General features: G+C 66.4%; 25 protein-coding genes. 7 read left to right on the top strand and 18 right to left on the bottom strand.

Annotated elements, in window-relative coordinates:
- The first annotated feature begins 1 nt into the window (after window position 1).
- The 6 genes from F464_RS0118545 to F464_RS0118520 all read left to right on the top strand — a co-directional run bounded on the left by F464_RS0118545 (window position 2) and on the right by F464_RS0118520 (window position 5,807).
- On the top strand, window positions 2-2,134 hold the full coding sequence (locus tag F464_RS0118545; protein ID WP_018991343.1) for an oxidoreductase: 2,133 nt from the start codon (window positions 2-4) through the stop codon (window positions 2,132-2,134).
- A gap of 52 nt (window positions 2,135-2,186) precedes the next feature.
- Complete coding sequence (cofE, locus tag F464_RS0118540) at window positions 2,187-2,984, top strand: coenzyme F420-0:L-glutamate ligase (RefSeq protein ID WP_018991342.1); 798 nt, start codon at window positions 2,187-2,189, stop codon at window positions 2,982-2,984.
- Window positions 2,981-3,931: a 2-phospho-L-lactate transferase gene (cofD, locus tag F464_RS0118535; protein WP_018991341.1), complete on the top strand. Its 951-nt coding sequence runs from the start codon at window positions 2,981-2,983 to the stop codon at window positions 3,929-3,931. Before cofE ends, cofD begins: the two co-directional genes overlap by 4 nt.
- 181 nt (window positions 3,932-4,112) lie before the next feature.
- Window positions 4,113-4,715, top strand: a complete 603-nt coding sequence (locus F464_RS30025) for a PAAR domain-containing protein (protein WP_332309978.1) — start codon at window positions 4,113-4,115, stop codon at window positions 4,713-4,715.
- Window positions 4,712-5,491 carry a peptidoglycan recognition protein family protein gene (locus F464_RS0118525; protein ID WP_018991339.1) on the top strand — a complete coding sequence of 260 codons (780 nt, stop codon included), beginning with the start codon at window positions 4,712-4,714 and terminating at the stop codon, window positions 5,489-5,491. Before F464_RS30025 ends, F464_RS0118525 begins: the two co-directional genes overlap by 4 nt.
- Window positions 5,469-5,807 (top strand): hypothetical protein, encoded by a 339-nt coding sequence (locus F464_RS0118520; RefSeq protein WP_018991338.1) that lies wholly within the window; start codon window positions 5,469-5,471, stop codon window positions 5,805-5,807. Before F464_RS0118525 ends, F464_RS0118520 begins: the two co-directional genes overlap by 23 nt.
- 338 nt (window positions 5,808-6,145) lie before the next feature.
- Here F464_RS0118520 and F464_RS0118510 read toward each other — a convergent pair whose 3' ends face one another.
- From F464_RS0118510 to F464_RS0118470, 9 genes are read right to left on the bottom strand one after another with little or no spacing between them, the layout of a single operon-like run.
- Complete coding sequence (locus F464_RS0118510; RefSeq protein WP_018991336.1) at window positions 6,146-6,946, bottom strand: SDR family NAD(P)-dependent oxidoreductase; 801 nt, start codon at window positions 6,944-6,946, stop codon at window positions 6,146-6,148.
- Window positions 6,947-6,950: 4 nt separating this feature from the next.
- Entirely contained in the window at window positions 6,951-8,105 is a 1,155-nt protein-coding gene (locus F464_RS0118505) for an acyl-CoA dehydrogenase family protein (RefSeq protein WP_018991335.1), read from the bottom strand.
- 13 nt (window positions 8,106-8,118) lie between these two features.
- Window positions 8,119-9,324, bottom strand: coding sequence for an acyl-CoA dehydrogenase family protein (locus F464_RS0118500; protein ID WP_026296129.1), 1,206 nt, complete (start codon window positions 9,322-9,324; stop codon window positions 8,119-8,121).
- A gap of 35 nt (window positions 9,325-9,359) precedes the next feature.
- Window positions 9,360-10,529: an acyl-CoA dehydrogenase family protein gene (locus F464_RS0118495; RefSeq protein ID WP_018991333.1), complete on the bottom strand. Its 1,170-nt coding sequence runs from the start codon at window positions 10,527-10,529 to the stop codon at window positions 9,360-9,362.
- Window positions 10,530-10,548: 19 nt separating this feature from the next.
- On the bottom strand, window positions 10,549-11,727 hold the full coding sequence (locus F464_RS0118490; protein WP_018991332.1) for a lipid-transfer protein: 1,179 nt from the start codon (window positions 11,725-11,727) through the stop codon (window positions 10,549-10,551).
- A gap of 19 nt (window positions 11,728-11,746) precedes the next feature.
- Entirely contained in the window at window positions 11,747-12,166 is a 420-nt protein-coding gene (locus tag F464_RS0118485) for a MaoC family dehydratase (RefSeq protein WP_018991331.1), read from the bottom strand.
- Window positions 12,138-13,271 carry an acyl-CoA dehydrogenase family protein gene (locus F464_RS0118480; protein ID WP_018991330.1) on the bottom strand — a complete coding sequence of 378 codons (1,134 nt, stop codon included), beginning with the start codon at window positions 13,269-13,271 and terminating at the stop codon, window positions 12,138-12,140. The genes F464_RS0118485 and F464_RS0118480 overlap by 29 nt, the downstream gene beginning before the upstream one ends.
- A 10-nt stretch (window positions 13,272-13,281) precedes the next feature.
- Window positions 13,282-14,283, bottom strand: coding sequence for a bifunctional MaoC family dehydratase N-terminal/OB-fold nucleic acid binding domain-containing protein (locus F464_RS0118475; protein ID WP_026296128.1), 1,002 nt, complete (start codon window positions 14,281-14,283; stop codon window positions 13,282-13,284).
- Between the two features lie 37 nt (window positions 14,284-14,320).
- Window positions 14,321-15,100, bottom strand: a complete 780-nt coding sequence (locus tag F464_RS0118470) for an SDR family oxidoreductase (RefSeq protein WP_018991328.1) — start codon at window positions 15,098-15,100, stop codon at window positions 14,321-14,323.
- A gap of 172 nt (window positions 15,101-15,272) precedes the next feature.
- Here F464_RS0118470 and F464_RS0118465 point away from each other — a divergent pair, with 172 nt between their 5' ends.
- The gene (locus tag F464_RS0118465; RefSeq protein WP_018991327.1) at window positions 15,273-16,058 is read left to right on the top strand and encodes an enoyl-CoA hydratase; all 786 of its coding nucleotides are present in this window, start codon (window positions 15,273-15,275) and stop codon (window positions 16,056-16,058) included.
- Window positions 16,059-16,175: 117 nt separating this feature from the next.
- On the opposite strand, the gene F464_RS0118460 is transcribed toward F464_RS0118465, so the two are convergent.
- The 9 genes from F464_RS0118460 to F464_RS29000 all read right to left on the bottom strand — a co-directional run.
- A complete protein-coding gene (locus F464_RS0118460) occupies window positions 16,176-17,753 on the bottom strand; it encodes a FadD3 family acyl-CoA ligase (RefSeq protein ID WP_018991326.1) in 1,578 nt (525 codons plus the stop codon).
- A gap of 10 nt (window positions 17,754-17,763) precedes the next feature.
- Entirely contained in the window at window positions 17,764-19,473 is a 1,710-nt protein-coding gene (locus tag F464_RS0118455) for an FAD-binding protein (protein ID WP_018991325.1), read from the bottom strand.
- A 218-nt stretch (window positions 19,474-19,691) separates the two neighbouring features.
- Window positions 19,692-20,303, bottom strand: a complete 612-nt coding sequence (locus F464_RS29005) for a hypothetical protein (protein ID WP_018991324.1) — start codon at window positions 20,301-20,303, stop codon at window positions 19,692-19,694.
- A complete protein-coding gene (locus F464_RS0118445; protein WP_018991323.1) occupies window positions 20,300-20,923 on the bottom strand; it encodes an SCO family protein in 624 nt (207 codons plus the stop codon). Before F464_RS0118445 ends, F464_RS29005 begins: the two co-directional genes overlap by 4 nt.
- Before the next feature lie 18 nt (window positions 20,924-20,941).
- The gene (locus tag F464_RS0118440; RefSeq protein WP_018991322.1) at window positions 20,942-21,529 is read right to left on the bottom strand and encodes a c-type cytochrome; all 588 of its coding nucleotides are present in this window, start codon (window positions 21,527-21,529) and stop codon (window positions 20,942-20,944) included.
- 20 nt (window positions 21,530-21,549) lie between these two features.
- Window positions 21,550-22,155: a cbb3-type cytochrome c oxidase subunit II gene (locus F464_RS0118435; protein ID WP_018991321.1), complete on the bottom strand. Its 606-nt coding sequence runs from the start codon at window positions 22,153-22,155 to the stop codon at window positions 21,550-21,552.
- A 3-nt stretch (window positions 22,156-22,158) separates the two neighbouring features.
- On the bottom strand, window positions 22,159-23,784 hold the full coding sequence (locus tag F464_RS0118430; RefSeq protein ID WP_018991320.1) for a cbb3-type cytochrome c oxidase subunit I: 1,626 nt from the start codon (window positions 23,782-23,784) through the stop codon (window positions 22,159-22,161).
- Between the two features lie 622 nt (window positions 23,785-24,406).
- Window positions 24,407-25,393 (bottom strand): YeiH family protein, encoded by a 987-nt coding sequence (locus F464_RS0118425; RefSeq protein WP_018991319.1) that lies wholly within the window; start codon window positions 25,391-25,393, stop codon window positions 24,407-24,409.
- Between the two features lie 41 nt (window positions 25,394-25,434).
- On the bottom strand, window positions 25,435-26,155 hold a 721-nt coding region (locus tag F464_RS29000), incomplete at its 5' end, for an MMPL family transporter (protein WP_040395513.1).

The following is a 26,155-nucleotide window of genomic DNA, read 5'->3' as shown; positions in this document are numbered from 1 at the left end:
CATGGAAGCTTTCGACAATCTCTTGCAGCCCGGCCGCATCGGCCGCCTGGAACTACGCAACCGCATCGTGATGGCGCCGATGGGGTCCAACTTCGCGGAATCCGACGGAACGTGCGGCGAGCGCATACAGGCCTATTACGAGGCGCGGGCCGCGGGCGGCGTGGGTCTGATCACCATGGGGGTGGGAGCCATTGCCTATCCGCACGGCACGGCCGAGCCCTACCAGGTCGGCCTCTCCGACGACAAATTCATCCCGGGGCTGATGGGAATCGTGGAGCGGGTGCACAAGCATGGCGCGAAGATCGCGATCCAGCTCCAGCACGCCGGCAAGACGTCGGTGCGCGACCTTGTCGAGGGCCGCGAGCTGTGGGTGCCGTCGATGCCTCCGCCGCTGAAGACCGACATGTTCGCTGCGCTGACGCAAGAGGAGCTGGGCGCGTTCATCAGTTCGTCGAAGGGCCGCGAGAAAGCCGGTGTGAAGATCCGCGTCATGGACAAGGCCGACATCGAGCAGATGATCGAATGGTTCGCCGCGGCCGCCGACCGCGCACGTCGCGCGGGATTCGACGGAGTCGAGATCCATGCTGCTCACACTTACATCATCGCCGGTTTCCTGTCGGGCTACTTCAACAAGCGCGACGACGAGTATGGCGGTTCCCTCGAAAATCGCGGCCGCTTCCTGCGGGAGGTGATCGCTGCGGTGCGCGCCCGCGTCGGGGACGACTACCCGGTGTGGCTGCGCCTGGACGCCTATGAACTGCGCATGGAAGGCGGCATCACGCTCGACGAGGCCAGGCTCTTCGCGAAGATGGCCGAGGACGCCGGCTGCGATGCCGTGAGCGTGTCCGCTTATGCCAACACCAGCACCGGCGTGGCCTTCACCGAGGCCCCGCTCGTGCAGCAGAAGGCCGGTTTCCTGCAGTGGGCGGCCGAGATCAAGGAAAGGCTGAAGATCCCCGTGATCGCGGTCGGCCGGCTGGAACCGGAGGTCGCGGACAACGCCGTCGCAGCGGGCCAGTGCGACTTCGTCGCGATCGGACGCAAGCTGCTCGCGGATCCGGATCTCCCGAAAAAACTCGCCGAGGGCCGGCCCGAGGACATCCGTCCGTGCATCTACTGTTACGCCTGCGTCAGCCAGATCTTCATCAACGAGCGGGTCAAGTGCGCCGTCAATCCGATGACGGGCCACGAGGCCGAGATGCGGCTCGTGCCGGCGACCAAGCCGGGCCACGTCGTCGTGGTCGGCGGCGGCCCGGCGGGCATGGAAGCCGCGCGCACCGCGGCGCTGCGCGGGCACAGGGTGACGCTGCTGGAGCGCAGCGGGCGACTGGGCGGCACACTGTTCTTCGCCGCGCTCGCCTATGCCGAAAACGGCGCGCTGCTCGACTATCTCGTCACGCAGATGCGCAAGCTCGACATCGACGTACGCCTCGACACGGCTGCCACGCCCGAGCTGATCCGCGATTTGAAGGCCACGGCGGTTGTCGTCGCAAGCGGCGCCGAGCGCAATGCGCCGCCGATTCCGGGCGCTGACCTCGACCACGTGTGGTCGGGCGACGAGCTGCGGCGACTGATGACGGGCGATCGCGCCGAGGAGATCGCCAAGCGCAAGCTCTCCCTCGCCCAGCGCGCGCTGATGAAGGCCGGCAGCCTGGTTGGAGTCACCGACAGCACCGATGCGATCCAGAACCTGTCGCGGGTGTGGATGCCGCTCGGCAAGAAGGTGGCGATCGTCGGCGGGGGCCTCGTCGGCGTCGAACTCGCCGAATTCCTGGTCGACCGCGGGCGCGAGGTCGTGGTGCTGGAGGAAGGCCCGAGCCTCGGCCGCGAACTTTCCATCGTACGGCGCTGGCGCGTGCTCGACACGCTGCGCCAACACGGCGTCGCGCTGCACACGAAGGCGAAGGTGGATGCGATCGAGAAGAAGAAGCTGATCTACACCGATGCCGAGGGCAAGCGCTGCGAACTCGCTGCCGAGTCGGTGGTGCTGGCCATAGGCGCGCGTCCGGACGACAGCCTTGCGCGATCGCTCGAAGCGGCCGGTGTACCGGTGAGCTCGGTCGGCGACGGCGCGCAGCTCGGCTACATCGAGGGCGCGATCAAGTCGGGCATGCTCGCCGGGCTGTCCGCCTGAGCGCGCCAGGGACGGGGCGATGCGCCTTGTCCCGCCCACGGAGACGGACCCCATGCCCATCGACGGTACCGCAGTGCCTGCCGCGCGCCGGCGGCTTTGCTTCGAGGCGCTCCCCGGCATCCCGGAAGTGCGGCCGGGCGATGCGCTGGACGAACTCGTCATGCGCGCGCTCGATGCGAGTGCGATCGAACTCGCTCCCGACACCATCGTCGTCGTCGCGCAGAAGATCGTCTCCAAGGCCGAAGGCCGCTTCGCGTGGCTCGACGAGGTCAGGCCGTCCGATCATGCCCTCGAACTTGCGCGCATCACCGGCAAGGATCCCCGTCTGGTCGAACTCACGCTGGCCGAATCGACCGACGTGCTGCGCGCGGTGCCCGGCGTGCTGATCGTGCGCCACCGCCTGGGCTACGTAATGGCCAATGCCGGCATCGACCTCTCCAACGTCCCGGGCAAAGGCGGCCGCGAGCGGGCCTTGCTGTTGCCGCTCGCCCCGGATGCGTCGGCGGCGGCGTTGCGCGAAGCCCTTCGCGCGCGCACCGACACGTCGGTCGGCGTGATCATCAGCGACAGCTTCGGCCGCCCGTGGCGCAACGGCGTCGTGAATGTGGCCCTCGGCTCGGCTGGCATCCCGGCGCTGATCGATCGGCGCGGCGAGACCGATCGCCACGGACGCACCCTGCAGATCACCCAGACGGCCTTCGCCGACGCAATCGCCGCCGGCGCCGCTATCGTGATGGGCGAAGGCGACGAAGGCATGCCGGTGGTGCTGGCAAGCGGTTTCCTGCCCGCCGCTCCGGAAGTCGATTGCAAGGCGTTGCTGCGTCCGCTCGAAGGGGATCTGTTCCAATGACCGGAGCTCATATCCTCGCCCTGAGCGGCGGCGTCGGGGGTGCGAAGCTCGCCGACGGCCTGATGCACGCGCTCGACGACGCGCGGCTGACTGTGGTCGTGAACACCGGCGACGATTTCACCCATCTCGGGTTGCACGTCTCTCCGGACGTAGACACTGCCCTCTACACGCTCGGCGGCGTGGCAAACCCCGAGACCGGCTGGGGACGGCGCGACGAGACGTGGACCTTCATGGATGCACTGGCCAGTCTCGGCGGCGAAACTTGGTTCCGCCTCGGCGACGGCGATCTCGCGACCCACGTAGAGCGCACGCGCCGGCTCGCGGCCGGCGAGACGCTTTCCGCGATCACCGCCGACTTTGCGCGCCGCCTCGGCATCGAAGCCGACATCGTGCCGATGTCCGACCAGCCACTGCGCACGCACGTCCACACCGACGAGGGGATCTTCGACTTCCAGGACTATTTCGTCCGCCACCAGTGCCGGCCGGTGACCCGCTCGATCGAGTTCGCGCAGGGGAACGACGTGCGCCCCTCCCCCGCCGTCCTGGCCGCGCTGACCGACGACGCGCTCGAGGCGATCGTGATCTGCCCGTCCAATCCTTACCTGAGCATCGCCCCCATTCTCGCCGTGCCGGGCCTGCGCGACGCGCTGCGTGCGACCGGCGTGCCCATCGTCGCCGTCTCGCCGCTGGTGGGCGGCACAGCGGTCAAGGGGCCGACCGCGAAGATCATGGCTGAACTCGGTGTGCCGGTGGGCGCCGAGCAGATCGTGCGCTATTACGGCGACTTGCTCGACGGCTTCGTCCTCGACGTCCGCGACGCGCATTTGCAAGAGCGCATCGCGCTGCCCGTGCATGTCACCGACACGCTGATGCGGACACCGCAGGATCGCGTCCGCGTCGCGCGGGAGACCGTGGACTTCGCGAAGCACTTAAAGAGTCGCGCTTGATCTGAATGGGATACCCCCGCGACAATACCGCACGCTCCACACGCATTCTGGGTACTTATTGTCGGTTTGCGGATATTCGCGACTTCTTTCCACTTAAGAAGCATCCGCGATAGACCGTTTTCGGCCCGCCCTGCTGGTCCGGAAGGGCGACCACCCAAGGTGGGCAACGCCGGTGTAAAATATGCCCTTTGGGTTTCCGGGTAACCCTATGTCAAGACCGGTAATTGTTGTGGGTGATCGAACATCGCATGGCGGTGTGGTAATCACCGGTTCCCCATTCACCGATGTCGGCGGGAAGGCGGTTGCCCGAATCGGCGACAAGGTAACGTGTCCCCAGAAAGGGCACGGTTCCGTGACTACCATCGTCACAGGGGATTTGACGGCGATCATCGATGGTCAGCCGGTGGCTCGACATGGCGACAAAACGGCCTGCGGAGCGACGCTGATTTCCAGCCAGATACTGACCTATGTCGACAACGAAAGCGCCGTCGGCTACTCGTCTTCCGGCAATTCGTTCGCGCAGCCGGCAGCGGCCCGCGATCAGCTTAAAGACGATACGCTTCGTCACGAAATCCGATTTCAGGCGCTCGATGCCGAAACCGGACAACCGGCGCAGCATAGCCCGTATGTCGTGACCCGCCAGGATGGCACGCGGACCGAGGGCGTGACCGATGGCAACGGCCTTACCGAAATCATCGATTCCGATCAGCCAGAGGATGTATCGGTGCACTTTTATTTCCGCTCGCCGAGCGGTAACACCATCCAGCGTGGGGATTTGGCATGAGTGATGTCCGCACCGACGATCTGAAAACAGGCTCCTTTGATACCTGGGCCACTATCGAAGCAAAACGTGCCGAAGCGGTCAAAACTGTCACGGTCAAGGTCGACCACAAGGCAGCGACGCGCCAAGCGATCATTGTCGCGATCCGCAAGGCCGGCATTCCGTTGATGACCCGCTCCGAGTGGAAGGCCAAGCCATCCGCACGCTCCGATGGTCCGGATTGGGACTACAGCGCTATCGTGATTCACCACGCCGGAAACAGCTATTCGTGTTCGGCCGATGGTGCCGAGTTGATTCGCAAGGCGGAAGATACGGACATTGCGAGCTTCGGACACATCAGCTACCACTACGCGATAGATTGCAAGGGCACGATTTACGAGGCACTGGATATACGGGAAAAGGGTGCGCATTTGAAAGCGGCCAATACCGGGAAAATCGGCATCGTGTTTTTATCAGATTTTTCCCTACCTGGTGAAGCGGTCGCGCATGGCCCCTCATTGAGTGACAGCTTCAAGCGGGGTGCAAAGGCTGGGGTCGCCGAAATACTTGGCCAAGCCAAGGATACTGTTTCAACGAGTTGGGACACACCGACAACGCCACAACTTAATGCCGTCGATGTCCTGGTGAAGACGCTCGTTGAATACTTCAAAATTGCGATGCTTGGCGGCCATCGCGAGTTTGCTTCGGCGAACGATCAAGGGCGGGCCTGTCCAGGAGCGCACGGTTTGAAAATCGCCCGCGACTTACGCGATCGGTATGGCCTTGATGTTCCGAAATAAGCCGAAACTGGCGATTGGCGCCGGCCTCCTGCTGGTTTTCACACTGTTCGTCGGGATCGACATGGAGCCTGTACTGTCGGACCATGAGCTTACTACTGTGCCTGTGCCGTTCATCAAGAGACAGCCGGCCTTGGCTTTGGTTTTCTCGCTCCCTGTTGAGCCATTTCGAGTGATGCACCACGACACAGACATGCCCGACGTGAAGCGCCTGGCGCTTCAACGATACTGCGCTGTTCGGTTCGGCGAAAGCGAGGTTGACTGTTTGGCAACCCTTGAGGGGCGGCTAAGGGAGAGCGGGTTCTACAAAGCGGAGTAGCCGTTCTGGTCAAACGCAGAATCGCGCATCCGCGATAGACGCTTTTCGCCCCGCCGTCCGGGTCCGGTAGGAGCCGCAGGGGTCGGACAACACCGAGTCAGCAGCAGACGGCTTCGGATGGTTGCCTGCCCTGCACGCTGAAATGCGTCACCTGTCATGCCGGCTGTCGCGCTGACCTCGATGCTCCTGGCCGCGCTCGTCGACGGCGCGCTCGAAGCGATCGTGACCTGCCCGTCCAACCCGTAGCTTCGCCTACCGCCTGAGCGCAGGCCGCTGAACCGCCGGGTTCAAGCAAGGATGGCCGCGTTCTACTACCGATATTGCCCAGTCGCGTTTCGTCAGGCCACCGACGGCAGCCAGGAAACCCCGTTGATGTGGGAGCCGCCGTCGACAAACAGCGTGTTGCCGGTCATGTAGCCTCCCCCGTCCCCGCAGAGGAATGCGACGACACTGCCGATGTCCTGCTCGGCTTCGCCCATGCGCCCCATCGGGTTCTGTTTCAACAACAGCGCGGCGTTCTCCGGTGACGCGGCGGCAAAACGCTCATAGGCCGGCGTGCGGGCTGCGGGGCAGATCGCATTCACCGTGATGCCGTGTGCTGCCCACTCGCGCGCGGCACTTCGGGTCAGACATCGCAGCGCCTCCTTGCTCACGTTGTAGTCGGCAGTGTACGGGTGAGCATTGACGCCGTTGAGCGAGCACATATTGATAATGCGCCCATACCGCCGGGCCTTCATGTGCGGGAAGGCGCACTGCATCGCGACCAGCGGCGCGTACAAACTGCCCTGCAGGGCCCGCGCAAAATCGGCCACGGGCTTGGCTTCGAGCGGGCCCGGAAGATTGCCGAGGTAAGCGTTGTTGACGAGGATGTCGAGGCTCCCGAAGCGGCCGACGACAGTGTGCACCAACGCTTCGAGGCTCGCACTGTCGGCGATATCGCATCCGATCGCGGCTGCATCACCGCCTTGAGTCCGGATCAGCGACACGGTTTCGGCTGCGGCATGCGAATTGATGTCGGAAACCACGACGTGGGCGCCCTCCGCCGCCAAACGGAGCGCGACGCCACGGCCAATGCCCTGGCCGGCGCCGGTTATGACAGCGACCTTGCCGCCTAACAGCGCCGCGCCGGGTTTCGTCATCACTTCATGCCTCCACCGGTGTCACGTCGCTGTAACGCTGCACGTGGAAATCGCCGTCGCCCAGCAAAGCCTGCGCGACGCGGATGCGCTTGAGGAAGAGGCCCACGTCGAGTTCGTCCGTGACGCCCATGCCGCCGTGCATCTGCACCGCCTCGCGGCTGATGCGGTGAGCGACATCGCCGGCCTTCCACTTCGCGAGGCTCGCGAGGCGGGCGCGACCGGCGGCGTCGAGCGTCGGGTCGTCCATCGCGGCAAGCCCCGCCATCACCGCGCTGCGCGCGAGATGCAGGTGTGCGTAGCACCAGGCCGCGCGGTGCTGCAGCGCCTGGAAGGAGCCGATCGGTACGTCGAACTGCACGCGCGTCTTGAGATACTCGACGGTGGTGTCGAAGAGGCTTTGGGTCATCCCCAGGAGCTCCGCGGCGAGGCACACGCGGCCGCGGTCGAGCGCCGCTTCCAGCGCGGCCCACGCCTGCCCTTCCGCCCCCAGCAAGGCGCCCGCGTCGACGTGCACGTCATTCAGGCGCAGGCGCGCGTGGTTGCGCGAATCGATCATTCCCATCGCCGACACGTTCAGGCCGGGCGTCGCGGCCGGCACAACGAAGAGGCTCAGCCCCTCGTGCTCGCCCGGCGCGCCGCTCGTACGCGCGACGACGACGAAGGCATCCGCCCCCTTCCCGTCGGCCACGAACACCTTCTCGCCCTGCAGCACATAGCCCGTGTCGCGGCGCTCGGCGCGCAGCGCGGTGGTGACCGGATCGTGGCGCGGGTGCTCGTCAAGCGCCAGCGCGATGCGCTTGTCGCCGGAGATCAGCAAGGGCATCCATTCGGCCTGCTGGGCCTCGGAGCCGGCCAATTCGATCAGCGTGCCCCCGAGCACGATGCTCGACAGCAGGGGCGTGGCGGCGAGATTGCGGCCGACCGCCTCGAACACCGCGCCCAGCCCCATGCAGCCGAAGGCGAGTCCGCCCAGGTTCTCCGGGAAGGGAATCGCGCTCCATCCCATCCCGACCATTTCTTTCCACAGCGCGTCGTCGAAACCCGCGGCGGCACCTTCATCGCGCAGCCGCCGCTGGGCAACGACCGGGCTGCGCGCCTGCAGGAACTCGGCGGCGGTATCGGCCAGCAGGCGCTGCTCTTCGGAATACACCAGACTCATGGCAACCGACTCCTCACTTACCCTGTTTGCCTTCGGGCAGACCCAGCACCCGCTTAGCGATGACGTTCAGTTGCACTTCGGACGAGCCGCCGGCGATGGTCTGCGCGAAGCTGCCGAGCCAGGCGCGGGTGAGCGCGAGTTCGCTGCTGTCGAAGGCCTCGTCCTCCCAGCCCAGGGCGCGATGGCCCATCACGTCCAGCAGCACTTCGAGCTTGTCCTTCTCCTGCTCGGAATGGACGAGCTTCATGATCGCCATCAGGCCCGACACGTCCTGGCGCGCCCGCGCCTCCTCGCCCATGCGCTGAGCGGTGAGCGTGTACGCGTGCTCGTCCATCGCCATCGCCAGCGCGCGGGTGCGCAGCGCGACATCGGCCGTGCTCGCGGCATCGGCGGGCGGCAGGTAGCGCGCGGCGACCGACAGCAGGTCGACATGGTTCGGCAGGCTGAACTCGCCGAATTTCGACATCGCGCGACGCTCGTGCTGCAGCAGCGCCTTCGCCAGCGTCCAGCCGCCGTTCAACGGCCCGACGAGCTGGCGTTTGGGCACCTTCACGTTGTCGAAGAAGACCTGGCAGAAGGACGACCTGCCGCTGATGAGATCGATCGGCCGCGCCTCGATGCCGGGCGATTTCATGTCAACCACCAGCAGGCTGATGCCCTGCTGCTTCGGCACGTTCGCGTCCGTGCGCACCAGCATGTACATCCAGTCCGACTTGTCGCCGTAGGACGTCCAGATCTTGGTGCCGTTGACGAGGAAGTGGTCGCCCGCGTCGACTGCCGAAGTCTTCAGACTGGCCAGATCGGAGCCGGCGTTGGGTTCGGAGAAGCCCTGGCACCAGCGGATTTCGCCGCGCGCCATTGGCGTTATCAGCTCGCGCTTCTGCTCCTCGCTGCCGAATTCCAGCACCACCGGGCCCAGCATCCAGATACCGAGGTTGATCTGCGGCGGACGACAGTGCAGGCGGCGCATCTCGGATTCGAGCACCGCGTTCTGCTCCGGGCTCAGCCCCCCGCCACCGTACTCGGCCGGCCAGTCGGGGCAGAACCAGCCCTTGTCGCGCATGTGCTCGAACCACAGGCGCTGATCCTCGGTCTTGAATTCGACCGTCCTGCCCCCCCACACCAGCTCGCCATCGGGCATCGGCGTGCGCATCGATGGGGGGCAATTGGCTTCCAGCCAGGCCTGGGTTTCCCTGCGGAAATCGTCGATCGTAGTCATTCGCTGTCCCTGTCTTGCGTCACGCCACGGTGGCGTCAGCGCACCGTCCTGGGCATGCCCAGACCGAACTGCGCGATCAGCTCCCGCTGGATTTCATTCGTGCCGCCGCCGAAGGTCAATGTAACCGAGGCGCGCACTTCGTATTCGAGTTCGCCGAGCAGCGCGGCCGCAGCGGAACCTGCGCGCACCAGACCGCTCGCCCCGACGATCTCGCATAGCTTGCGCAGGATCTCGATCGCCGATTCCGAACCATAGACCTTGGTCGTCGACGCGAGGGCGACGTCCATCCGATCGTGCTCCAGATCCGCGGCGATGCGGAAATTGATCAGGCGCATCGCTTCGAGCCGCGCATAGCACTCGGCGAGGAGTGACCTCACCCACGGCTGGTCGGTGGCGCACCGCCCCTGCTCGTCGGGACTCCTGGCCCACAGGTAGACGCGGCGGAACAGGCCCGCGATCTTGTCCGACCAGGAGCCGAGACCCAGGCGTTCGTGGTTGAGCTGCGCGGTGATCAGCTTCCAGCCACCATGCAGCTCGCCCACCAGCATGTCGGCCGGCACGCGCACGTTGTCGTAATAGGTGGCCGCGGTCGGGTTGCTGCAAGTCGGGATTACGGTGTGCGAGAAGCCCGGCAGCTTGGTGTCGAGAATCAGGATCGACACGCCCTTGTGGCGCGGGCGCTCAGGATCCGTGCGCGCGGCGAGCCAGATGAAGTCCGCCGCTTCCGCACCCGAGGTCCACAGCTTGTTGCCATTGACGACGAAATGGTCGCCGTCGGGGCGCGCCGTGGTCTTCAGCGCTGCGAGATCGCTGCCCGCTCCCGGCTCGGAATAGCCGATCGCGAACAGGATCTCGCCCGCCGCGATGCCCGGCAGGAACTTCGCCTTCTGCGCCGCGCTGCCGTGCGCCATCAACGCGGGCCCGACGGTGCTGATCGTCACGAAGGGCAGCGGCGCGCCGGCGATGTTGGCCTCCTCGAAGAAGATCAGCTGCTCGGTCGCCGCATAGCCCTGGCCGCCATGCTCCTTCGGCCAGCCGACCGCGAGCCAGCCGTCGCGGCCCATCTTGCGGATCACGCTGCGGTACTCGTCGCCGCCTTCCTTGCCGCGCAGGCGCGCGCGCAGTTCCGGCGTCATCAGGTCCTGGAAATAGTCGCGCACCCTGCGGCGCAGCGCGTGCTGTTCGGGCGTCAGGTCGACAAACATGATGGTCTCCGTCGTCTTCTCAGACTGTGCCCAGGATCAGGCCGCTGGTCGGCACGCCCGTACCCGCGGTGACGAGCACGTTCTCGACCCCGGCCACCTGGTTCACCGCCGTGCCGCGCACTTGGCGCACGGCCTCGGCCACCCCGTTCATGCCGTGGATGTAGGCCTCACCGAGCTGGCCGCCGTGGGTATTGATCGGCAGCTTGCCGCCCCGCGCGTGATGGCCGGCGCGGATGAACTCCTTCGCCTCGCCGCGCTTGGCGAAGCCGAATTCCTCCAGCTGGGGAAGGACGAAGGGAGTGAAGTGATCGTAGATCACCGCGGTCTGGATCGCGTCGGGACCGAGGCCGGACTGGGCGTACAGCTCCTTCGCGACCACGCCCATCTCCGGCAGGCCGGTGATGTCGTCACGGAAGTAGGAGGTCATGATCTGCTGGCCCTCGGTGATGCCTTGGGCGCCGCCCTTGATGACTACGGGCTTCTGCTTGAGATCGCGGGCGCGCTCAGCCGAGGTGATCACCATCGCGACCGCGCCGTCGGACTCCTGGCAGCAATCGAGCAGGTGCAGCGGCTCGGCGATCCAGCGCGACGCCTGGTGCTCTTCAAGCGTGATCGGCTTGCCGTAGAAGAAGGCGGCGGGGTTCGTCGCGGCAAAATCGCGCACCGCGACCGCAATGCGGCCGAAGTCCTCGGACGTCGCGCCGTAGGTGTGCATGTAACGCTGCGCAAACATCGCCACCCAGGCCGCCGGCGTGTGGAAACCGTGCGGCATATACCAACCGTAATTCACGTTCTCGAAAATCGGCGTCGACGCGAAGCCGTAACTGCCGGTGCCGAAGCGGTACCAGGAGCGTTCGTTCATCGCGCGATACACGACCACGACCTTCGCGACGCCGGTCGCGACCGCCATCGCCGCGTGCATCACCGGCGCACACGCGGCGCCGCCGCCATGCGGAATCTGCGAGAAGAATTTGACGTTCTTGCAGCCCAGCAGGCGCGCGATCTCGTACTCGGGCACCTTGTCGACCGAGTACGAGCTGAAGCCTTCGACTTCGGAGGGATCGATGCCCGCATCCTTCAAGGCATCGAGCGTCGCTTCCATGGCCAGCCGCAGTTCGGTGCGGCCGGAGTTCTTCGAGAATTCGGTCGCGCCCAGGCCGACGATGGCGGCGCGTCCGGAAAGAGATGGGTTCGTCATGTGTGCCGTGCTCCGCGGTTCAGGGCAGCACCACCGCGACCGTGCCGGTCACGTGGTTCCCCATCGAGTTCTTGCCCTTGAGCGTCACCTCCACGCTGCGCTTGTCGGCGTTGCAGCCGCTCACTTCGCCCGTGAAGGTCATCGTGTCGCCGGGGTAGTTCGGCGCGCCGAGCTTGATCTTCAGCGCCCCGAAGCGCGCGCCGGGGCCGGCCCACTCCTCGACATAGCGCTGCACGAGGCCGCTGGTCGTCAGGATGTTCATGAAGATGTGCGGCGAACCGAGCTTGCGCGCGGCTTCCGCGTCGTGGTGGCCGGGGAAGTAGTCACGCGTGGCGATCGCGCCGCCGGCGATCAGCGGCACGGTGATCGGGATCGCCAGTTCCGGCAGGGCCTCGCCGGCGCGCACTTCGTCAAAGCGTCTGGTGTTCTTCGAGGTCATATTTCCATCCCAGCGTGTCGTTGGTTGCGAGCCAGTCTCCGAGGCGCGCGAGGTTCGCGGCCGCGCCGCCGAGCGTGATGCCCAGCGCACGGCTCCAGTAGAGGTAGCGGTGGATCGGGTAGGTCAGATCGACGCCGATGCCGCCATGCACGTGCTGCGCCTTGTGGCCGACGATGTGGCCGGCTTCGCAGGCGAGATACTTCGTCGCCAGCGCCTCGGGCGTTGCCGGCAGGCCGGCGTCGAGGCGATAGCAGAGCTGCCACAGGGCCGAGCGCAGCGCTTCGACAGCGATGTGCGCGTCGGCCATGCTCATCTGCACGGCCTGGAAGCTGCCGATGGCGCGGTCGAATTGTTGTCGCTCCGAAACGTAGGCGACCGTCCGGCGGATCTGCTCGCTGCTCACGCCCAGTTGCAGGGCCGCGAGTGCCGCAATCGCGCGCGGTTCGAGCCATTCCAGCGCAGCCGCCGGAAGCAGGGCCCCGGCGGGAATGGCGACGTTTTCGAAGCGCAGGTCGGCGACCGCTTCGCCGTGGGTGAACACGCCCGACGTCTTCGCGATGCCCTCGGCTCGCAAGTCGACGAGCGCGAGGCGCGGACCGTCGGCACACTGCGCGACGAGGAGGCCGCGGCAGCACTCCGCCCCGAGCGGCAGCGCATCGACCCGGCCATCGAGCCGCCAGCCGCCGTTCGCCTCGCGCGCCCGCAGGGTTGCCCCTTGGGAGCGGACACCGTCGTCGAGCGACAACGTCACCAGCATCCTGCTCTCGGCAGCGGCCTTCACGACCTCCGCGCAGGCGTCGCCGCCGAATCGGGCGAGTGCCGCCGCCGCGAGCTGATGGCGCCACAGCGGCACGTGGCCCAAGGCCCGGCCCTGCGCCTCCAGCACCAGCATCAACTCGGTCATGCCCAGCGCGCTGCCGCCCGCTTCCTCCGGTAGCGCGAGTGCATGCAGGCCCGTCTCGACACACTTGGCCCACAAGTCCTCCATGAAGGGCTTGCCGGCGGCGTCGAAGGTGCGCAGACGCTCGTCCGTGCAATGGTCGGCGAACAGGCTCCCGGCCATTTCGGCGATGGCGCGCTGGTCGTCGCTGAATTCGAAATCCATGTCCCCTCCCTTACGGTGCCACGGGGCGGAAGAGCGGCAGCGTCAGTTCGCCGTCGTCGAAGGCCTGGAATTCGACCTGCACCCGCTGCCCGATCGTGATCTCGTTGCGCTTCACTCCGACCAGACCGGCGATCAGGCGCACGCCCTCGTCAAGCTCGATCAGGCCCACCGGATTCGGGTAGTCGAACGGCGGCACCTCGGGGTAATGCATGACGACGAAGGAATAGATGCTTCCCGTGCCGCCGGATTCGACGGTGTCCCACTCGAAGGAGTGGCACTTGGTGCACACGGGGCCGGGCGGGTGGCGCAGCGTGCCGCAGCACTTGCAGCGCTGGATCAGGAGCTTGCCCGCGGCGGCTCCCTCCCAGAAGAAGCGCGTGTCATCGCTGATACCCGGCTTCGGGCGCTTGATCTTGGGCACTGCCGGCGCGGCATCGCCCTTGGGCGCCTCGGCCGCCGGCTGCGCATTCGCCGGGCGGAACTTGAAGACGCGGAACAGGAGCTCGCCGACCTTGTCGTCTTGTCCTCCCTCGCCACCGTTCGGCTTCTCGCTGAAGAAGCTCATGATCAGCGTGACGAAATAGCCAGTGCCGAGCGCGGTCGTCTTCTGCTCGCCCACCGCATCCAGCCGGGTCGTGTAGTACAGCTTCTCGCCGACCTTCACGTAGCGCTCGAAGGTGAGATCCGAATTCACCGCGACGACCGACTGGTAGCCCTGCCCTTCCATCAGGCGCAGGACCTCGTAGGGGTTCTCCGTCGTCGAGCCGGGCGGGTAATTGTTCGGATGCAGCCCTTCCAGGCACCACGCCTGCAGCATCGCCGGCGGCGCGACGATGGCACCGAATTCGGTGGTCGCAGCATAGGTCGCATCGGTGTAGAGCGGGTTCTCGACGCCCATGATCTCGCACCATTGGCGGATCATCGGCGCATTGACTTCGTCCCAGGCGTAGACGCGGCCGTACTCGCGTCCCACCATCGCCCGCACTTCGGTCATCCAGTCCTGTTCAGCCAATTTCGTCTCCCGCATCGTTTGGGTTGTTCGCATGAGCTCAATCGTGTGCGGCACCAGCGGCCAGGAAGGCCGGCCGCTCACCGCCGCCGTTGAGCAGGAGGTTGCAGCCGCTGGCATACACTGCCAGCGGAGAGGCGATGAACACGCAGGCGTTGCCGATGTCCTCGGGCGTGGCGAGGCGTCCCGCCGGGATCGTTGCACCGACCGCCGCGATGCCGGCGTCGTCGCCGTAATGCAGATGTGATTGCTCGGTCTGCACGAGACCTGGACTGATCGCGACAACGCGCACCTTCGGCGCCCACTCCACAGCGAGCGACTGGGCGAGCGACAGCACGGCGGCCTTGGCGGCTCCGTACGCGGCCGTACCCGGCGAGGCGCGCAGCGCGCTGATGCTGCCGATGAATACGATCACGCCGCCGTCCTGCTCCTGCATCATCGCGTTCGCCAACTGCGCGACGTTGAGCGGGGCGATCAGGTTCAGCCGGATGATCCCTTCGTGGAAGCGCGGCGATGCCTTGTCTGCCAGGGCGAAGGGTGCGCCGCCCGCATTGTTCACCAGCACGTCGAGCCGACCGTGGCGCTCGCGGATCGCCGCAAACAGGGCCTGCAGCGACTCGTAATCGCGCACGTCGGCGGCGATGAACTCCGCCTGCCCCGTTCCGGCCGCAGGAAGCGCCTCCGGCTCGTTGCGCCCGCACACGATGACGCGCGCGCCGGCGGCGAGGAAGCTGCGCGCGATGCCGAGGCCCACGCCTTTCGCGCCGCCCGTCACCAGAACCACCTTGCCCTCGAAATCCAGGCCCGTCCCGATTGCCACTGCGATCTCCTGATTGCTGCCTTGGTCGCAATTTAAGCAAGCTGTGGAAAGACCTACGTCGTCTGAACGGACGATGAGCGTGATGGGGGCGGGCCGAATAATCGGACGCAATCCCCCTTTCCCCACGCCGCGCGCGCGGAGGAGAGCCCACAACGAAACCGCCGAGAACTGCATGCCCGACGAAAGCGCCCCGCCCGTCCTGCTCGACCGCCCCGGAAACGGCATCGCCGTGCTGCGCCTGAATCGTCCGCAGGCAGCCAATGCCCTGAGCCTCGAATTGCAGGCCCTGCTCGCTCAGCACTTCACCGATCTCGGCGCGGACGACACGGTGCGCTGCATCATCCTTACGGGCGGCGACAAGGTCTTCGCGGCAGGCGGCGACATCACGAGCATGGCCGGCGTCGGGCCGATCGAGATCACGAAGCGCCACACCGAGCGCGTGTGGGGGCCGATCCAGCACTGCCCCAAGCCGGTCATCGCCGCGGTGTGCGGCTATGCCTATGGCGGCGGTTGCGAGTTGGCGATGCTCGCCGACATCATCGTCGCCGGCGAAGGCGCGCGCTTCTGCCAGCCCGAGATCCGCATCGGCATCATGCCGGGCATTGGCGGCACGCAGCGCCTCGTGCGGGCGGTTGGCAAGGTCAAGGCGATGCGCATGGCGCTCACCGGGAAGCCGATCACCGCACACGAAGCCTGGACGGCGGGCCTCGTCAGCGACCTCGTGCCCGACGATCAGGTCATCGGCACGGCGCTCGACCTCGCTCGCGCCGTTGCTGCAATGCCGCCACTCGCCGCCGAACAGATCAAGGAATGCATCCTGCTGGGCATGGACGCGCCCCTGGAGACCGCGCTCGCGTTGGAGCGCCGCGCCAACGCGGTACTGTTCGCGTCACGCGACCAGAAGGAAGGCATGCAGGCCTTCATCGAAAAGCGGCCTCCTCGCTTCGAGGGGCGCTAAGCACAAGGCAGGCTGGGTCACCGGTAGGGGCGTCCGCTGAACCCGGCGACCGTGTTGCGTAGCCCGGTCACCGGCGGAACGCTCGCGGGATTCACGTCCCGCGACAACACGCCGCCCTCAAACGGCCGCGAGCGCCCTTAGCTCGTTCTTCATCACCTTGTTCGACGCATTCACCGGCAGCGCGGGCAGGAAGCGCACGAAGCGCGGCACCTTGTAGTTGGCCATGCGCTCGCGCGACCATGCGATCAGCGTCGGTTCGTCGAGCTGATGACCCGGACGCAGCACGACGCAGGCGCAGCCGACCTCACCCATACGCTCGTCGGGCAATCCGATCACTGCGACCTGGGCGATCGCAGGATGCTCGGTCAGCGCGGCCTCGATCTCGGCCGGATAGCAGTTGAAGCCGCCGACGATGAACATGTCCTTGAGACGGTCGGTGATGCGCAGGTAACCACGCGCATCCAGCGTGCCGACGTCGCCGGTGTGCAGCCAGCCCTCGCGGTCGATGGCCTCGGCCGTGGCCTGCGCGTCGCCGAAATAGCCCTTCATGACGTGGAAGCCGTGCAGGCAGATTTCCCCCGCCTCGCCCGCGGGCAGCGGCCGGTTATCGGCATCGACGATGCGGACCTCGGTGCCGGGAATCGCGCGACCGCTCGTTCCGGCCACCGTCTCGGCGTCGTCCGAAGGATCACAGATCGTCGCGAGCCCGCCGCATTCGGTCAGGCCGTAGGCGGTCGTGACGACGGAGAAGCCCAGCTCGCAGCGCATGCGCTGTATCAGCACCGGGGGGATCGTCGCCGCGCCGGTGACCGCGATGCGCAGGCTCGAGAGATCGGTCTCGGCCAGCCGCGGGTGGGCGAGCATCGACAGGTACAGCGTCGGCGGTCCGGGCAGCACCGTGATGCGATCGGCCTCGATGCGCCGGAACACCGCCTCCGCGTCGAACACCGGATGCGGCAGGATCGTCGCGCCCGCGATCAGGCAGGTCAGCCATCCCGCCTTGTAGCCGAAGGCATGGAAGAAGGGATTCACGATCAGGTAGCGGTCGCCCACTTTCAACCCGATCACGCGCGCATACTCGCTGAACGCGCGGACACATGCGCCGTGCGCGCTCATCACGCCCTTGGGCTTGCCGGTGGTACCGGACGTGAACATCAGGTCCGACAGGTCGTCCGGTCCCACAGCTTCGGCGCGGGCTCGCGCCTCGACCTCTGCGACGCTGCCGCCGCAATCGAGGAAGGCGTCCCAACCCAACTCGCCCGCCCGCAGCGCCCGCTCGCCCGACAGCACCACGATCTGTTCGAGCGTTGCCGGGCGCAGCGGCTCAAGCATCGCCGGGTAGTCCACACCCAGGAAGTCGCCGACCACGAACACCACCCGCGCACCGCTGCGCCCGATCACGTCCGCCGCCTCGGCGCCCTTCATGCGCGTGTTGATCGGCACCATCACGGCGCCGGCGCACTGCACGCCGAGCGCCGCGAGCACCCACTCGTAGCGGTTCGGCGCCCAGATCGCGACACGGTCGCCCGCCGCGACACCGTGCGCCATCAGCGCGCGCGTCACCGCCAGCGCCCGCGTCGGCAGCTCGGCATAGTCGATGCGGACGTCCCCGTCCTCGATCGCCGTGCGCCCGCCATGCCGCCGGGCGGCCTCGAACAGCGTTTCCGGAATCGTCGTTGCGCGGATTGCCATCATCGCTGCAACCTCACTGCGCGGCAGCGAGGTGATTCGCCGCCACGTAGCCGAAGGTCATCGCCGGTCCGAGCGTCGCACCGGCACCCGGATAGCCCGTCCCCATCACGGCGGCCGAGCAGTTGCCGATCGCGTACAAGCCGGGGATCGGCGAACCGTCCTCACGTAGCACCTGCGCATGCTCGTTGGTCAGCAGCCCACCCTTCGTGCCGATGTCGCCCGCATCGAGCCGCATCGCATAGAACGGCCCCTTCGCGACCGGCGCGAGGCAGGGGTTGGGCTTGACGTTGCTGTCGCCGTAATACCGATCAAACGCGTTGCCGCCACGTCCGAACTCCACGTCCACGCCGGTCTTCGCATACTCATTCACCTTGCGCACCGTGGCCTCGAGCCCGCCAATGTCGACGCCGATCTGGCGCGCGAGATCCGCGAGCGTCTCGCCCTTCCAATACACCGTCCCCAACCACTCCTTCCGCAAGCGGCTATCGGGCATGATCTGCGACGGCATCAAGGGCCCCATTGCATAATTGAAGCGGAAATTCGCATCGAAGATCGCCCAGGCCGGAATCGACTTGTCCCCGCTCTTCTGCTGGTCCTGGTACATCGCGTCGACGAATTCGAGGTACGGCGCCGCCTCATTGACGAAGCGTCGGCCCTGCCCGTTCACGACGATGGCCCCCGGAAACGCCCGTTCGGCGAACACCCCGCGCGGCTTCTCCTCCTTCGGCACCCGGATCGTCGGCGCCCACCAGACCTTGTCCAGCAGCGCCGTGGCCGCACCGGCCGCGATGCCCGCCTCCAGCGCCGCCCCCGTGTTGTTCCCCGGCGGCGTCGCGCTCCAGCCGGCCGTGGTCGGCTTCGGCAGGTAGCGATCGCGCAGGGCCTGGTTCTGCTCGAAGCCGCCGGACGCGAAGATCACGCCGCGCCGCGCACGAATCTGCATCTCGTGCCCCTCGCGCACCACGCGCACGCCGCACACCTGCCCGCCTTCGGTCATCAGTTCGCGGAAATCGGTCTTCAGCCACAACGGCACCTCGCGGTCCTGCAGCGAGCGCCGCAGCGACGCGATCAGCGCCGTACCGAGTGCCGCACGACGATCGAACTTCGATTTGCGGCGCCACGCCAGATCGAGCTTGAAGCGCAGCATCAGGCCCAGCACCATGAAGCGCCAGCCGAACTCGCGCGCCATCGCCTTGTGCGCCTGCCGCGCCGTCCATGCGATCCGCCCCATCAACAAGTTCGACGGCGCGCCCTGACGCAGATTGGGCAGCTCCTCGGCCAGCACGCTCGTATCGAACAGCTCCGGATCCAGCGTCCGCCCCCCCTGCAGGGAGCCCGGCAGATGCTGGTAGTAGTCCGGATACTTCTCCGCCACCGCATAGCGCACGCGGCTCTTCGCCTCGAGGTGCCTGATCATCTTCGGCGCGTTGTCGAGATAGGCCCGCAGCCGCGTCTCCGGCACCACCCCGCCGGTCGCCGCCTTCAAGTACTGCAGCGCCTTCTCGTAACTGTCCTTGCCACCCTTGGCCGCAAAGTGATGATTGTTCGGAATCCAGATTCCGCCGCCGGAAATCGACGACGTCCCGCCATACTTGTCGCTCTTCTCCACGACCAGCACCGCCAAACCGTTGTCCGCCGCCACCACCGCGGAGGTGAGCGCCCCCGCACCGGACCCGACCACGATCACATCGAACTGATTGTCACCCTGCACATTGCCCGCCACGCCAGCACCTCCCGAAGGGTCGTTCGCGGTGCCTTCCGGACAAGGGGCATACCGACCCCAGGGGCACCGTCATCGTCCCGGATGATGGCCAGCGGGCGCGGGAACATCATCGTCAATGCGGACTATGAAGAAGTGATCGTGCCGCAATTTGCACGCTTGCCGAAGAGTTCGCGCGGGCGGTGGGCGAAGCGATCAACAATCCTGGCGACTGAATTCCTCTACTGCGCAGTGCTTCCCGTTGGGCGGCCCTGAGTCGTTTCGGACGCGTCGCCTGCGAGCACTCCCCGCTTTGCGAGAAGCGCGATCAATGCCGTCGGCAGGACGATCGCCAGGGCGACGAGTCCCTGTCCGGCGACGACCTGTTGATCGAGCAGATAGCCGTTGCACAGGCGAGTGCTCACGTCCTGGTAGAGGAGTCCGACGACGGCCGTCATCCAGGCCCAGTTTCCGATGAAGAAGGTCTGGACGACGAGCCCGGCTGGGCGCCACGACAGTTGCAGCGCGCCACCGGCCGCGAGCAGCGTCGCGATCTTCGCGAGCTCCACCGGGAACGACAGCAAGGCCTGATCGAGCGCGCGCGGGATCATCCAGAAGGCCGAGACCAGCAGGCAGAACAGCAGGCCCGCAAGGCCGTGCGCGTTGAAGGCCGCGACAGCGCCGCGTGTGCGTGACGGCAACGCTGAAGCGAATGCGGCGCCAGCGAGGATCAGCAGCGGAAACTGCGCGAGCATGTGACGCGCCATGTCGGCCTCGAGCCAGGTGCGCAGCGACGGCGCAGTGCCAATCGCCACGAGCGCCGCGCCAAGGAGGGCAAAGCGGCGCGGGCTCATCGTGACGCGACCTCTGCTCGGGCCAGCGCGGAACGCAACGCGATACGGGCCTCGCCGAGGTCGTCGATGCGGGTCAGTCGGCCGCCTGGTCCGACGGTGTGGATCGCGGCGTTATGCACGAAACCGCCGATGCCGTCGGGCACGACGACGATGCCGAAGGCGTCGAGAAGCGGGCGTAGGGCCTGGGAGTCGGCGACGCTCGCGAAGCGCCAGACGGAGCCATCCGCGTGCATGCGGTCTGCGTAGCGCGCCAATGTGTCACCGTCGTCCGCGGGATCGAAGCTGATGCTGATAAGGCGTACGCGGTCCTGCAGCCCCTGCTTCCGGATCTCCTGCTGCAGTTGCTGGAATTCCGTGCCGAGCACACTGCACACCGATTCGCAGCGGGTGTAGATGAAGTCCACGAGCGCGATGCGTCCGTCCCGCGCCAGATCGCCGCGTAGCGAGTAGGCGGGCGCGCCGGCGCCAACAAGCATCGCATCGGGTATTTCCGGTGCATGTTCGCGCACGTCGAGGCGGCGTGCGGCCTCGCTCGTGACGACCCGGAAGCCGGCGCTGACCTCCGAGAACGCTGCGAGGCCCAGCAGCATGATCAGCGCGCAGGTGACGGCAGTACGCATGGCTTCTGGCGGCGGGGCCTATTTCAGCGTCGCGAGTTCGGCGCCACCGTTCCACGGGGCGCTGCGGTCGGCAGTTCGCTTGCGCTGCTCCGCGACCGATTCGGGCGTCACCGGCGCCCCCTGATTGCTCCACTGGCTTCGGATGTAGCTCGCGACCGCCGCGATCTCCGCGTCGCCGAGCTTGTCGCCGAACGCGGGCATCACGCCGTTGTAGGTGTTGCCGGCGACTTCGATGCTGCCGTTGATGCCGTGCAGCAGGATCTGGATCAGGACTTGATCGCCGCCATTGACCCAGGCGGAACCCGCCAGCGGCGGAAAGACCTGAGGAATGCCCGTGCCTGCCGCTTGATGGCAAGCCGCGCAATTGGCGCCGAAGATCTGCGCGCCGTCGACGGCCTTGCTGGGCACGGCTGCGAGGACCTCCACGTTGCGGCGGTCTCCAAGGGCAGGACGCGTATTGGGATGCGCTGTGTAGATGTAGTAGACGGCCCACACCAGCAGCAGGCCGATCAGGCCCAGCATCAGGCGCGGGACGGGGTTGAGAGATTCATGCGGATCGAGGTTTTCGCGCCGCTGGGGATCGTCGTTGCGGGTCTGGGCTTGCATATCGGGTACGTGCCTGCGGATCATTTGGAGGCCGGGCTCGCGTCGGCGAGCGGCGCCAGCGCGGGGAAGGTCCGGTCGAGCGAGAGGAGATAGGCCACAAGGTCCTGCGCCTCCTGCGTGGCGACGACGACCCCGCCGGCCGGGGCGAATTGCGGCGGCAGTGCGACGACCTTGTCGCCCGGCGCGGCCTCCTTCTTGACCTCGAACAGGAAGGGATAGGCCGGCATGATGCTGCCCGGCGTGTAGGCGCGCGGCTGGTAGAGGTGGCCGAGCTGCCAGTCCGCGCTCGGCTGGCGCGCCCCAATGTTGAGCAGGTCCGGCCCGGTGCGCATTGTGCCGAGCAGATGCGGGCGGTCGTAGTAGTAGTCGCCCGCGACCGAAGGCCGGCCCCAGCCACGCTTGTCATCGGGCGCCTGCGAGGGATCGCGCGGCTGCTGCGAATGACAGTAGACGCAGCCCTGGCGGATGTACTCCTGCCGTCCGCGCAACTGCACTTCGGTATAGGGCTTGAGGCCCGGCGTGGGCGGTTCATGGCGAAGCTGCAGGTAGGGCAGCACGACCAGCGAGGCGGTGGCGATGGCGAGCGTCACCATCGCGCCGGAAATCAGTTTGATCTCGTTTTCCATGGTTCAGGCGGTCCGGGCAAGAGGACGGAGAATGGCGGCGCCGCTGCGCTTGGGCCCACGGGCCAGCGCCATCAGCACGAAGTGGGTGGCGAACACGAGATGACCGAGCGTCATCAACGCGCCTCCGATCGAGCGCCCCTCCAGCCAGGGAAGCGTGACGCGCACCGACTCCATGAAGGGCTTGCTCGCATCGACCATCGCGTAGCCCTGCAACAGTCCGGCCGTCGTCAGTGACACGAAGTAGATCGCAAAGCCGATCGCAACCAGCCAGAAGTGCGCGGCGATGAGCTTCGGATAAGGCCATTCGCGCGACACGATGCGCGGCATCGCGAAGTAGATCGCGCCGAACATCACCAGCGTGACGAAGCCGTACAGGCCGAGATGAGCGTGCGCGACGGTGAAATGCGTGAAGTGGGTGATCGTGTTGACGCTGCGCAGCGCTTCGAACGAGCCCTGGATCGAGCTCAGCGTGTACATCATCCCGCCCAGCACGACGAAGCGCAGCGTCGGCGAATGCTTCAGGGCGGCGAAATGCCCCCGCATCGTCAGGTGCTGATTCAACGAGAACGCGACGACGGGCACGATCATCATGATGCTCTGCACGATCGACAGCGTGACCAACCATTCCGGCACAGGGCCGCCGACCAGATGATGACCGCCGACCTGCCCGTAGAAGAACGCGAGGCACCAGAAACCGATCAGCGACAGGTTGTAGGACTGGATCGGCCGGCCGATGACCTTGGGCAGGAAGTAATAGACGGCGGCGAGCGACAGCGGCGTGTAGAAGAGCCCCAGCACGTTGTGGCCGAACCACCAGTTCATCGTCGCCTGTTCGACGCCGAAATGCAGGTTGGGCAGTTTCGCGACGATGTAGAGGACGGGGAACCAGAAGAGCGCCGCGCCCATGTACCAGACGGACACGTAAAGGTGCTCGACCTTGCGCCGACGCAGCGTGAAGACCAGCGGCAGGCCGATCATCGCGCCGCCCACGGCGAACAGCACGCCGACCTGCCCCGGGATTTCCAGCCACTCCATGCCGTCGTTGATGCCCACCGCGATGCAGCCGACGCCGATCGCGAGGCCGATGTTCCACAGAATGGCACCCCATACCGCGAAGCGCGCGCCTTCCAGAGTCGTCTTCAGCAGCCGCGGCAGCATCCACAAGGCGACGCCGAGCGCTGCCATCGGTGCCCATCCGTAGGCGACCGCGTTCAGATGGATCGTGCGGATACGCCCAAAGCTCAGCCAGGCATATTGCGTCAGCCAGTCGGGCTCATGGAGCTTGATGGAGCTCGTGAGGCCCGCAAGCGAAGCGACCAGCAGCCAGAAGACCGCGAAACCCAGCAGCACGAAGGCCGGGCGTGCCGACGAAGCATCCGCCGCCAGGCGCGCCTGCAGCTCAGTGGCGTCCGGTTCGCCGTGCGAAGCCGTCATCGCCCGCTGCAACTCGCGTTGCCCCGCGCCCGTCGCGGCCGGCTCCTCGATCCGGCCGATCTCACCGAGTGAAAAGATGACCTTGGCGCCGGCCGCATCCGGGTCGAGAAGGCCCTTGCGCAAGGACCAGATGAAAAAGAACAAACCTGTTACGGCAATGATGAACGACGAAAGCAACAGCAATGGGATGTCCATGACGAACAGTCACCTCTGTGGGGTCAAAATATTTTTGCGAATTATTTTTGTGCCAATAGATGTTATTGGCCCGCCCCATCAAAAGCAACATTTTTGATTCATCTTATGGACAAACCGCTCGATGATCCGGCAGATCGCCGGCGTAGCGTACGGCCCTCAGGTCACTTGTACCGTCAGGCCGGCGTCGAAGCGGGCGTTTTCGGCGACGCCCTTGAGCACATAACCGCGCGGGTTGGCGGACAGTCCATGAGCGAGACATCCGCCGCCGCTACTGCCAGCAAGCCGACCGCTACCGTGGCTCGATTGCATGATGAACGGCCCGTTCCTGCAGGGGATCACCGCGCGGACGATGTCGACGACGGACCAGAAGGTCTCTGGACAATCTTCATCTTCTCGCCGTTATCGCATTCACCGGAAGCCAGGTCACTGCCAGACTCGAGCGTCTGCTTCCACCAGACCCTTTGCGTGAAATCCGTGCCCCACTCGCACAGGTCACGGTGATCAGGTAGTTCATGGCGAAGAAGGGGCCCGTGGTGTAATAGCCACGGGCGCGCGCTTCGGCGGCTTCGACGTTGTCGTTTGCGTGAATTCCCTTTCCAATCCCCTACAGGCCACATCAAGATCACCGCATCAACAGCAGCCCGCCCAGGATCAGCGCGGCCAGGAAGACCGTGTTCGCCGTGAGCATCACGACCGGGCGCCAGCCCAGCGCAGCGAGCTGCTGGAAGGAGGTCTTCACCCCCAGCGCCGCGATCGCCACCACCAGGCACCAGCGCGACAGATGGGACGCCGCGTCGGTCACCGGCTTGGGGATGAAGCCGAGGCTGTTCACGACGACCAGCACCGCGAAGCCGACGAGGAAGCCGGGCAGCACCGGCGGCTTCTTGCCGGTCGCCGTGCCGTCGCGAAAGAGCACCGACACCACCGCCACCACCGGCAGCAGCATCGCCACGCGGAAGAGCTTGACGAAGACCGCGCCGTCGCCGACCTCGGGCGAGATGATGTAGCCCGCCGCGACGACCTGCGCGACGTCGTGGATCGTGCCGCCGATGAAGACCGCCGCCGCGTTGGCATCCAGCCCGAAGGCCTTCACGACCGCCGGATAGACGATCATCGCCACCGTCGACAGCGCCGTCACCCCCACCACCGTGAAGAGCGTGAAGCGCTGGTTCGCTTCGTTCTTCGGCAGCACCGCCGAGATCGCCAGCGCGGCCGACGCCCCGCAGATCGCCACCGCGCCGCCGGTGAGCACCCCCTCCGTGCCGGGGCGGCCAAGCAGGCGGCCGATGAGCGCGCCGAACAGAATCGTCGCGACCACGCCGCCCGCGACCATCGCGATCGACTGCGCTCCGAGGCCCGCCAACTGCTCCGCGGTGATGCGCGCCCCGAGCAGCGCGACGCCGAAGCGCAGCACCTGGCGTGAGGCGAACTCGATGCCGCGGCGGATCTTCTCGCCTTCCGCGGCGAAGTTGAACGCCATGCCGAAGAACAGCGCGTAGAGCAGCTGCGGTCCGCCCTGGTGTTCCGATACGAAGCTCGCCGCCAGCGCGATCGTGATCGCCGTCAGCACGCCCGGCCAGAGCTGCGTGACGGTCGGAAAGTTCAGCATGCTTATTGCTCGCGCCTGAATGGTCATCGATTCGTTCCTGCTCATGCGGCCAGACTCAGTTCCGGTACCGTGCCGAAGCGCTGGGCGCGAACCGTGTCCTTCAGGAGAAAGTGCGACAGGGCCGGGATCAGGATCAGCGCCCCGACCATGTTCCACACGAACATGAAGGTCAGGAGGATCCCCATGTCGGCCTGGAACTTGATCGGCGACCAGATCCACGTCACCACCCCCGCCGCGAGCGTCACGCCTACCAGCGCCACCACCTTGCCCGTGAATTGCAGTGCACAGCGGTGCGCCTCGGCAAGGGTCGCATCGGCCCGCTGTTGCGCAAGCTGGATGGAGAGCAGGTACAGCGCGTAGTCGACGCCGATCCCCACCCCCAGCGCGATCACCGGCAAGGTGCCCACCTTCACGCCGATCCCCAGCACCACCATCAGCGCCTCGCACAGGATCGAGGTCACCGCGAGCGGCACCACCGCCACCACCACCGCGCGCCAGTTGCGGAAGGTGATGAAGCACAGCACGATCACCGCCGCATACACGTAGAAGAGCATCGTGCGGTTGGCTTCCTTCACGACGATGTTGGTCGCCGCCTCGATGCCGGCGCTGCCCGCCGCGAGCAGGAACTGGCGTTCGGGCGAACTGTGCGCCTGGGCGAAGCCCGCCGCCGCCGCCACCACGCGGTCGAGCGTCTCGGCGCGGTGGTCGGAGAGGTAGGCGATCACCGGCATCACCGAGCAGTCGTTGTTGAAGAGGTCCGGG

Source organism: Aromatoleum toluclasticum ATCC 700605 (assembly GCF_000378245.1).
Classification (GTDB): domain Bacteria; phylum Pseudomonadota; class Gammaproteobacteria; order Burkholderiales; family Rhodocyclaceae; genus Aromatoleum; species Aromatoleum toluclasticum.
Note: the sequence above shows the minus strand (reverse complement) of the source record. Positions and strands in the feature narration are given on the sequence as shown.

Coding starts and splice junctions, on each gene's coding strand:
- F464_RS0118430 (WP_018991320.1), bottom strand. CDS start 23,784: ATGGACATCCCATTGCTGTTGCTTTCGTCGTTCATCATTGCCGTAACA.
- F464_RS0118525 (WP_018991339.1), top strand. CDS start 4,712: ATGAGTGATGTCCGCACCGACGATCTGAAAACAGGCTCCTTTGATACC.
- F464_RS0118460 (WP_018991326.1), bottom strand. CDS start 17,753: ATGATGGCAATCCGCGCAACGACGATTCCGGAAACGCTGTTCGAGGCC.
- cofE (WP_018991342.1), top strand. CDS start 2,187: ATGCCCATCGACGGTACCGCAGTGCCTGCCGCGCGCCGGCGGCTTTGC.
- F464_RS0118505 (WP_018991335.1), bottom strand. CDS start 8,105: ATGAGTCTGGTGTATTCCGAAGAGCAGCGCCTGCTGGCCGATACCGCC.
- F464_RS0118480 (WP_018991330.1), bottom strand. CDS start 13,271: ATGGATTTCGAATTCAGCGACGACCAGCGCGCCATCGCCGAAATGGCC.
- F464_RS0118485 (WP_018991331.1), bottom strand. CDS start 12,166: ATGACCTCGAAGAACACCAGACGCTTTGACGAAGTGCGCGCCGGCGAG.
- F464_RS0118510 (WP_018991336.1), bottom strand. CDS start 6,946: ATGACGAAACCCGGCGCGGCGCTGTTAGGCGGCAAGGTCGCTGTCATA.
- F464_RS0118425 (WP_018991319.1), bottom strand. CDS start 25,393: ATGCTGAACTTTCCGACCGTCACGCAGCTCTGGCCGGGCGTGCTGACG.
- F464_RS0118495 (WP_018991333.1), bottom strand. CDS start 10,529: ATGTTTGTCGACCTGACGCCCGAACAGCACGCGCTGCGCCGCAGGGTG.
- cofD (WP_018991341.1), top strand. CDS start 2,981: ATGACCGGAGCTCATATCCTCGCCCTGAGCGGCGGCGTCGGGGGTGCG.
- F464_RS0118500 (WP_026296129.1), bottom strand. CDS start 9,324: ATGACTACGATCGACGATTTCCGCAGGGAAACCCAGGCCTGGCTGGAA.
- F464_RS0118465 (WP_018991327.1), top strand. CDS start 15,273: ATGCCCGACGAAAGCGCCCCGCCCGTCCTGCTCGACCGCCCCGGAAAC.
- F464_RS0118435 (WP_018991321.1), bottom strand. CDS start 22,155: ATGGAAAACGAGATCAAACTGATTTCCGGCGCGATGGTGACGCTCGCC.
- F464_RS0118445 (WP_018991323.1), bottom strand. CDS start 20,923: ATGCGTACTGCCGTCACCTGCGCGCTGATCATGCTGCTGGGCCTCGCA.
- F464_RS30025 (WP_332309978.1), top strand. CDS start 4,113: ATGCCCTTTGGGTTTCCGGGTAACCCTATGTCAAGACCGGTAATTGTT.
- F464_RS0118490 (WP_018991332.1), bottom strand. CDS start 11,727: ATGACGAACCCATCTCTTTCCGGACGCGCCGCCATCGTCGGCCTGGGC.
- F464_RS0118520 (WP_018991338.1), top strand. CDS start 5,469: ATGGCCTTGATGTTCCGAAATAAGCCGAAACTGGCGATTGGCGCCGGC.
- F464_RS0118545 (WP_018991343.1), top strand. CDS start 2: ATGGAAGCTTTCGACAATCTCTTGCAGCCCGGCCGCATCGGCCGCCTG.
- F464_RS0118440 (WP_018991322.1), bottom strand. CDS start 21,529: ATGCAAGCCCAGACCCGCAACGACGATCCCCAGCGGCGCGAAAACCTC.
- F464_RS29005 (WP_018991324.1), bottom strand. CDS start 20,303: ATGAGCCCGCGCCGCTTTGCCCTCCTTGGCGCGGCGCTCGTGGCGATT.